Source organism: Erwinia sp. (assembly GCF_031978025.1).
Classification (GTDB): domain Bacteria; phylum Pseudomonadota; class Gammaproteobacteria; order Enterobacterales; family Enterobacteriaceae; genus Erwinia.
The window spans coordinates 1-6,113 of sequence record NZ_DALZCD010000262.1; the positions used below are offsets into that span (position 1 = coordinate 1).

General features: G+C 54.2%; 5 protein-coding genes, 1 pseudogene and 1 other annotated feature. Of the genes and pseudogenes, 5 read left to right on the forward strand and 1 reads right to left on the reverse strand.

Annotation, left to right across the window (positions count from 1 at the left end):
* Positions 1-44 precede the first annotated feature (44 nt).
* Positions 45-761 (reverse strand): two-component system response regulator ArcA, encoded by a 717-nt coding sequence (gene arcA, locus RTK32_RS17625; protein ID WP_125290506.1) that lies wholly within the window; start codon positions 759-761, stop codon positions 45-47.
* Positions 762-1,369: 608 nt separating this feature from the next.
* Between arcA and RTK32_RS17630 the strand changes: the two genes are divergently transcribed.
* The 5 genes and pseudogenes from RTK32_RS17630 to RTK32_RS17650 all read left to right on the forward strand — a co-directional run.
* Positions 1,370-2,068, forward strand: coding sequence for a tRNA/rRNA methyltransferase (locus RTK32_RS17630; protein WP_312046254.1), 699 nt, complete (start codon positions 1,370-1,372; stop codon positions 2,066-2,068).
* A gap of 188 nt (positions 2,069-2,256) precedes the next feature.
* Entirely contained in the window at positions 2,257-2,328 is a 72-nt protein-coding gene (gene thrL, locus RTK32_RS17635; protein ID WP_124232041.1) for a thr operon leader peptide, read from the forward strand.
* Positions 2,264-2,386: a sequence feature (Thr leader region), on the forward strand. It overlaps the preceding gene by 65 nt.
* A gap of 21 nt (positions 2,387-2,407) precedes the next feature.
* Positions 2,408-4,867, forward strand: coding sequence for a bifunctional aspartate kinase/homoserine dehydrogenase I (gene thrA, locus RTK32_RS17640; protein WP_312046256.1), 2,460 nt, complete (start codon positions 2,408-2,410; stop codon positions 4,865-4,867).
* 2 nt (positions 4,868-4,869) lie between these two features.
* Positions 4,870-5,799, forward strand: a complete 930-nt coding sequence (thrB, locus tag RTK32_RS17645) for a homoserine kinase (RefSeq protein WP_312046258.1) — start codon at positions 4,870-4,872, stop codon at positions 5,797-5,799.
* A 3-nt stretch (positions 5,800-5,802) separates the two neighbouring features.
* Positions 5,803-6,113, forward strand: a pseudogene (locus RTK32_RS17650) (threonine synthase); the annotation flags it as partial.

Here is a 6,113-nt window from a genome sequence, read left to right on the forward strand (position 1 = left end):
AACGTGAGGGGGCCGCTAAAACGGCCCCTCAACGCCACACCGGCTTACTCCTGCAGGTCGCCGCAGAAACGGTAACCTTCGCCATGGATAGTAGCGATGATTTCCGGCGTGTCCGGCGTAGACTCAAAATGCTTACGAATACGGCGAATGGTGACATCTACAGTGCGATCGTGCGGCTTCAGTTCGCGACCGGTCATTTTTTTCAGCAGATCGGCGCGAGTCTGGATTTTGCCTGGGTTTTCACAGAAGTGCAGCATGGCGCGGAATTCGCTGCGCGGCAGCTTGTACTGCTCGCCCTGAGGGCCGATCAGTGAGCGGCTATTGATATCCAGCTCCCATCCGTTAAAGCGATAGCTTTCAACCAGCTTGCGCTCTTCGCTGTGCGGCGCCAGATTCATGGTGCGCGACAGCAGGTTACGAGCACGGATAGTGAGCTCACGCGGGTTAAATGGCTTGGTGATATAGTCGTCCGCCCCGATTTCAAGACCGAGAATTTTGTCGACTTCGTTGTCCCTGCCGGTCAGGAACATCAGCGCCACATTAGCCTGTTCGCGCAATTCACGCGCCAACAGTAGGCCATTTTTGCCGGGAAGGTTTATATCCATGATTACCAGGTTGACGTCGTTCTCTGTCAACACCTGATGCATTTCTGCGCCGTCCGTAGCTTCATAAACCATGTAGCCTTCGGCCTCAAAAATACTTTTGAGAGTATTGCGAGTAACTAATTCGTCTTCAACGATAAGTATGTGCGGGGTCTGCATGTGTTCGCTACCTAAAATTGCCAAAAAACGATATGGGGCATACAGCGGTTACCGTATGGATAATACGCAGGCGCCAGTTGACGCGTAACGCGGGCTGTACGGAATATGTTCACAAGCCATTCATGGACCGGAAAACACCCGTTAAAAAGGGGGCGTTTCCTGTCTCGGCAAGGTCAAAAATGGCGTATATCCTAACCTCATTAACAGCAACATAACAGCACAAGCCACGACCAACAGCCAATAAATAAAGCTTAATTGACTTATATCAATCCAATTGTAGCACGTTGAGGTGCCGTTGAAAAACGCCCCGCCAAAGGGCGATTTAGCTGGCTACTTGCCATGTGGTGGTGAAAAAACACACCGCTTTTCCTTAAAAGAGTATAGCTAAATTTTAACAATTCTTAATTACCTGAAGTACATAAGATTATCGTCAGATAAATGTTTTTATCGCTACAATGAGCGGAAAAATGGCGTAGCTTACAATTATGGCTGGTCATATTCGTCACCAGTATGTTGTTGATTTGTTAAAATGATAGCAGACGTTTCCTGTCCATCTTAAGCCACGGGAAAGGTCAGAATATCTCCACACTGAACTTAAGAAGGCTCTTATGCGTTTCCCCCTGATACTGGTTTCACCGGCACGACCTGAAAATGTCGGGGCGGCAGCCCGCGCCATGAAAACCATGGGATTTGATGAATTACGTATCGTTAATAGCCAGGCGCATCTGGAACCTGGCGCCCGGCGAGTGGCGCATGGCGCGGGTGAGATCCTGGAACAGGCCACGCACTGGCCTTCGCTTGCTGCGGCGCTGGAGGATATCGATTTTAGTATCGCCACAACCGCACGAAGCCGGGCGAAATTCCGCTACTACGCCACGCCGCAGCAGGTAGAAAGCCAGCTGATGGAAAAACAACAGTGGATCGGTAGCGCCGCGCTGGTGTTTGGGCGTGAGGATACGGGGCTGACGAACGAAGAAATCGATCGGGTCGATCTGCTGACCGGCATTCCTATGGCGGCAGACTACCCTTCGCTTAATCTGGGGCAGGCGGTAATGGTTTACTGTTATCAACTTTCTGCACTGCGTCAGGTCAGCGCCGCGCCGGCCGTTTCCGCAGATGGACAGCAGCTCAAAGCACTGCGCCAGCGGCTCAGCCAGCTGATTGAGCGGCTGGAGGTCAGTGATGATAGCAAGATGGTTGACTGGCTGGATCAGCGTCTGGGCACGCTGCAACAGCGGGATACCGCTATGCTGCACCGGTTGCTGCACGACATAGAAAAAAACCTTATAGATAAAAAAACTGGCTGAGGCCTTATCTGTAGGAAGTCATGCTAAGAATAAGCGGCTTTCGCCCTGATTAAGATCTGTTTTCGGGCCAAATCCCCGGCAGGCGTTTCGTCGACGGTTTAGCGCCCGCGGATAAAAAAATTGACTTAGCAAGGGCTTTGCTTTACTTCTGAAAGCGGACAAATTCGAGACAGACAGTAAAATCTAAAATGCGTACTTACAGCCTGATGACAACAATCATTATTACCACCACCATTACCACAGGTAACGGTGCGGGCTGACGCATACAGGAAAAAATAAAAAAAAGCCCGCACCCTAAACAGTGCGGGCTTTTTTTTCGGCAAAATTCAGGAGATGATTATGCGAGTGCTGAAATTCGGTGGGACCTCAGTCGCCAACGCGGAACGGTTTTTACGCGTGGCGGATATTCTGGAGAGCAATGCTAAGCAGGGGCAGGTCGCTACCGTATTGTCCGCGCCAGCTAAAATCACCAACCATCTGGTGGCAATGATTGAAAAAACCATTAGCGGCCAGGATGCGCAGGTAAACCTGCTTGATGCCGAAGCCATCTTTGATGCACTGCTGCAAGGGCTGGCGGAAGCGGAGCCAAACTTCCCCTACGCCCGTCTGAAAGAGGGTGTGGATGCTGAGTTTGCCCAGTTGAAGCAGGTGCTGCACGGCATCGGCCTGCTCGGTCAGTGTCCGGACAGCGTCAACGCCGCCATTATCTGTCGGGGCGAGAAGCTCTCTATCGCTATCATGGAGGGGTTACTCCAGGCCCGTGGCTACGGCGTCAGCGTGATCGATCCCGTCGAAAAGCTGCTGGCGGTAGGCCATTATCTTGAGTCCACCGTGGATATTCCTGAATCCACTCGCCGTATTGCTGCCGCTCAAATTCCTGCAGAAAATATGATCCTGATGGCGGGCTTCACCGCCGGAAACGAGAAGGGCGAGCTGGTGGTGCTGGGCCGCAACGGCTCCGACTATTCCGCCGCCGTCCTGGCTGCCTGTCTGCGCGCCGACTGTTGCGAAATCTGGACCGATGTCGATGGCGTTTATACCTGCGATCCGCGTCAGGTGCCGGATGCCCGCCTGTTGAAAACCATGTCCTATCAGGAGGCGATGGAGCTCTCCTATTTTGGTGCTAAGGTGCTTCATCCGCGCACCATCACGCCTATCGCCCAGTTTCAGATTCCCTGCCTGATTAAAAATACCGCCAACCCTCAGGCGCCCGGCACGCTAATTGGTGGCGACAGCGCCAGCGACGATAATCCGGTAAAAGGCATTACCAACCTGAATAATATGGCGATGTTTAACGTCTCCGGGCCTGGCATGAAAGGCATGGTCGGCATGGCCGCTCGCGTCTTTGCCGCCATGTCCCGCAGCGGTATTTCTGTGGTGCTGATTACTCAGTCCTCTTCCGAATACAGCATCAGCTTCTGCGTGCCGCAAAGCGATCAACTCCGCGCCCGTCGCGTGCTGGAAGACGAATTTTTCCTGGAGCTGAAAGACGGCCTGCTGGAGCCATTGGACGTGATGGAAAACCTGGCCGTGATCTCGGTCGTGGGGGACGGGATGCGCACGCTGCGTGGCCTCTCTGCGAAGTTCTTTTCGGCGCTGGCGCGGGCCAATATCAATATTGTCGCTATCGCACAGGGGTCTTCAGAACGTTCTATCTCCGTAGTGGTAGACAATGACGATGCCACCACCGGCGTACGCGTAGTGCACCAGATGCTGTTTGCCACAGATCAGGTTATCGAAGTGTTTGTGATCGGTATCGGCGGCGTCGGCGCGGCCTTAATTGAGCAGCTTTCTCGCCAGCAGAGCTGGCTGAAGAACAAGCATATCGATCTGCGCGTCTGCGGTATTGCCAATTCCAAAGCGCTGTTGACCAACGTACATGGCATTCCGCTGGATAACTGGCAGGCCGCGCTACAGGAGGCTAAAGAGCCTTTTAACCTGGCGCGTCTGAACCGCCTGGTTAAGGAGTATCATCTGCTTAACCCGGTGATTGTCGATTGTACCTCCAGCCAGGCCGTGGCCGATCAGTATGCGGATTTTCTGGCCGATGGTTTTCATGTCGTCACGCCGAACAAAAAAGCCAATACCTCTTCCTGGCAGTACTATCAGCAGATGCGCGCGGCAGCGGCCAAATCACGCCGCAAGTTCCTGTACGATACCAACGTAGGCGCGGGCCTGCCGGTGATTGAAAACCTGCAAAACCTGCTCAATGCCGGTGATGAGTTGCTGCGATTTTCCGGCATCCTGTCCGGTTCGCTGTCTTATATTTTCGGCCGGCTGGACGAAGGCGTCTCGCTGTCGGAGGCGACCCGTACGGCTCGTGAGCTGGGCTTTACCGAGCCGGATCCGCGTGACGATCTTTCCGGGCTGGACGTGGCACGCAAATTATTGATTTTGGCACGTGAAGCGGGCTATCAGCTGGAGCTGAGCGATATTGATATTGAAGCCGTGCTGCCGGAAGCGTTTAACGCGCTGGATGTAGACACTTTTATGGAACGTCTGCCGGAGCTGGACAATGATTTTGCCGTTCGCGTGCGCCGCGCAGCCGACGAAGGCAAAGTGTTACGCTTTGTCGGTGTTATTGAAGAGGGGGGCCGCTGTCGCGTGAGAATTGATGCCGTTGACGGTAACGATCCGCTTTATAAAGTTAAAAATGGCGAAAACGCGTTAGCGTTTTACAGCCGCTATTATCAGCCAATACCGCTGGTGCTGCGCGGTTACGGGGCCGGTAACGATGTGACCGCCGCAGGCGTGTTTGCCGATCTGTTACGCACCCTGTCATGGAAGTTGGGAGTTTAAAAATGGTTAAGATCTATGCGCCGGCCTCAATTGGCAACGTTAGCGTCGGCTTCGATGTGCTGGGCGCAGCGGTTTCGCCTGTCGATGGAACGTTGTTGGGCGATTGCGTCACGGTGGAGGCGGCCAGCGAGTTCAGCCTGCGTAACGAAGGGCGTTTTGTCAGCAAGCTGCCTGCTAATCCCCAGGAAAATATCGTCTGGCAATGCTGGGAGCGTTTTTGCGAGGCAATCGGTGAACGCGTTCCGGTGGCGATCACGCTGGAAAAAAACATGCCGATTGGTTCCGGCCTGGGATCGAGCGCCTGTTCGGTAGTGGCTGGCCTGATGGCGATGAACGAGTACTGCGGCAAACCGCTGGATGACAATGCGCTGCTGACGCTAATGGGCGAGCTGGAAGGCCGGGTTTCCGGCAGCATTCATTTTGATAACGTGGCGCCCTGTTTCCTCGGCGGCCTGCAGCTGATGCTGGAGGAGAACGGGGTCATCAGCCAGCCGGTGCCGTGCTTTAAAGAGTGGCTGTGGGTGATGGCCTATCCGGGCATTAAGGTTTCTACCGCCGAAGCGCGCGCGATCCTGCCCGCTCAGTATCGGAAAGAAGATATCATCAGGCACGGGCGCTATCTGGGCGGGTTTATTCACGCTTGCCATACTCAGCAGCCGGAACTGGCTGCGAAACTGATGCGTGACGTGATTGCTGAACCCTATCGCACTAAACTGTTACCGGGCTTCGCCAATGCCCGCCAGGCCGCTCAGGATATCGGCGCGCTGGCCTGCGGCATTTCCGGCTCCGGTCCGACGCTGTTCGCCGTCTGTCATCAGACCGATACGGCGCAGCGCATGGCAGACTGGCTACGCCAGCACTACCTGCAAAACGAGGAAGGCTTCGTCCATATTTGCCGCTTAGACACGGCTGGCGCACGTAAACTGGGATAACGCATGAAACTTTACAATCTGAAAGATCACAATGAACAGGTCAGCTTTTCACAGGCGGTTAAACAGGGCCTGGGCAGCCAGCAGGGGCTCTTTTTTCCGCTGGAGCTGCCTGAATTTGAGCTGACCGATATCGACGCCATGCTGGAGATGGATTTCGTCAGCCGCAGCAGCAAAATTCTCTCTGCTTTTATTGGCGATGAAATTGACGCACATCATCTGCACGAGCGCGTGAAAAACGCGTTTGCGTTTCCCGCGCCGGTAGCAAAAGTCACCGACGATATTTCCGCGCTGGAACTATCGACGGTGACTTTTGC

Bases quoted from the DNA above. Each gene is read 5' to 3' on its own strand.
- arcA (WP_125290506.1), bottom strand. From the start codon at position 761: ATGCAGACCCCGCACATACTTATCGTTGAAGACGAATTAGTTACTCGC.
- RTK32_RS17630 (WP_312046254.1), top strand. From the start codon at position 1,370: ATGCGTTTCCCCCTGATACTGGTTTCACCGGCACGACCTGAAAATGTC.
- thrA (WP_312046256.1), top strand. From the start codon at position 2,408: ATGCGAGTGCTGAAATTCGGTGGGACCTCAGTCGCCAACGCGGAACGG.
- thrB (WP_312046258.1), top strand. From the start codon at position 4,870: ATGGTTAAGATCTATGCGCCGGCCTCAATTGGCAACGTTAGCGTCGGC.